Genomic DNA, 1188 nt, shown 5'->3' with positions numbered 1-1188 from the left:
TGTCTAAAGAAAAATTTGAACGTACTAAACCGCACGTTAACGTTGGTACTATCGGCCACGTTGACCACGGTAAAACAACTCTAACTGCAGCTATCTGTACTACTCTTGCTAAAGTTTACGGCGGTGTAGCTAAAGACTTCGCATCTATCGATAACGCTCCAGAAGAGCGTGAGCGCGGTATCACAATCGCTACTTCTCACGTAGAGTACGACACACCAACTCGCCACTACGCACACGTTGACTGTCCAGGACACGCGGACTACGTTAAAAACATGATCACTGGTGCTGCTCAGATGGACGGTGGTATCCTAGTTGTTGCTGCGACAGATGGCCCAATGCCACAAACTCGTGAGCACATCCTACTAGGCCGTCAGGTTGGTATCCCATACATCATCGTATTCATGAACAAATGTGACATGGTTGACGATGAAGAGCTACTAGAACTAGTAGAAATGGAAGTTCGTGAACTTCTATCTGAGTACGACTTCCCAGGTGATGACCTACCAGTTATCCAAGGTTCTGCACTAGGCGCACTAAACGGCGAAGAGCAGTGGGAAGCTAAGATTGTAGAACTAGCAGAAGCGTTAGATACTTACATTCCAGAGCCAGAGCGTGCAGTAGACATGCCGTTCCTAATGCCAATCGAAGACGTATTCTCAATCCAAGGTCGTGGTACAGTAGTAACTGGTCGTATCGAACGTGGTATCCTAAACGTAGGTGACGAAGTTGCTATCGTAGGTATCAAAGATACAACAACTACAACATGTACTGGTGTTGAGATGTTCCGTAAGCTTCTAGACGAAGGTCGTGCGGGTGAGAACGTTGGTGCACTTCTACGTGGTACTAAGCGTGACGAAGTTGAACGTGGTCAAGTACTAGCGAAGCCTGGTTCAATCACTCCACACACTAAGTTCGAGTCAGAAGTATACGTACTGTCTAAAGATGAAGGTGGTCGTCACACTCCATTCTTCAAAGGCTACCGTCCACAGTTCTACTTCCGTACAACTGACGTAACTGGTAACATCGAGCTACCAGAAGGCGTAGAAATGGTAATGCCAGGCGACAACATCAAGATGACTGTTGAGCTAATCGCACCAATCGCGATGGACGAAGGTCTACGTTTCGCGATCCGTGAAGGTGGCCGTACAGTAGGTGCTGGTGTTGTTGCTAAGATCTTCGACTAATTCT

At 47.2% G+C, this 1188-nt stretch carries 1 protein-coding gene; it reads left to right on the top strand.

Annotation, left to right across the window (positions count from 1 at the left end; translation table 11 throughout):
• Positions 1–1184 (top strand): elongation factor Tu (gene tuf, locus HCZ42_RS21665; protein WP_167422729.1); only part of this gene is annotated, 1184 nt, incomplete at its 5' end.
• Positions 1185–1188 lie beyond the last annotated feature (4 nt).

This window comes from Vibrio hepatarius (assembly GCF_011806575.1).
Classification (GTDB): Bacteria; Pseudomonadota; Gammaproteobacteria; order Enterobacterales; family Vibrionaceae; genus Vibrio; species Vibrio hepatarius_A.
This window is presented reverse-complemented; position numbering and strand designations above follow the sequence as displayed.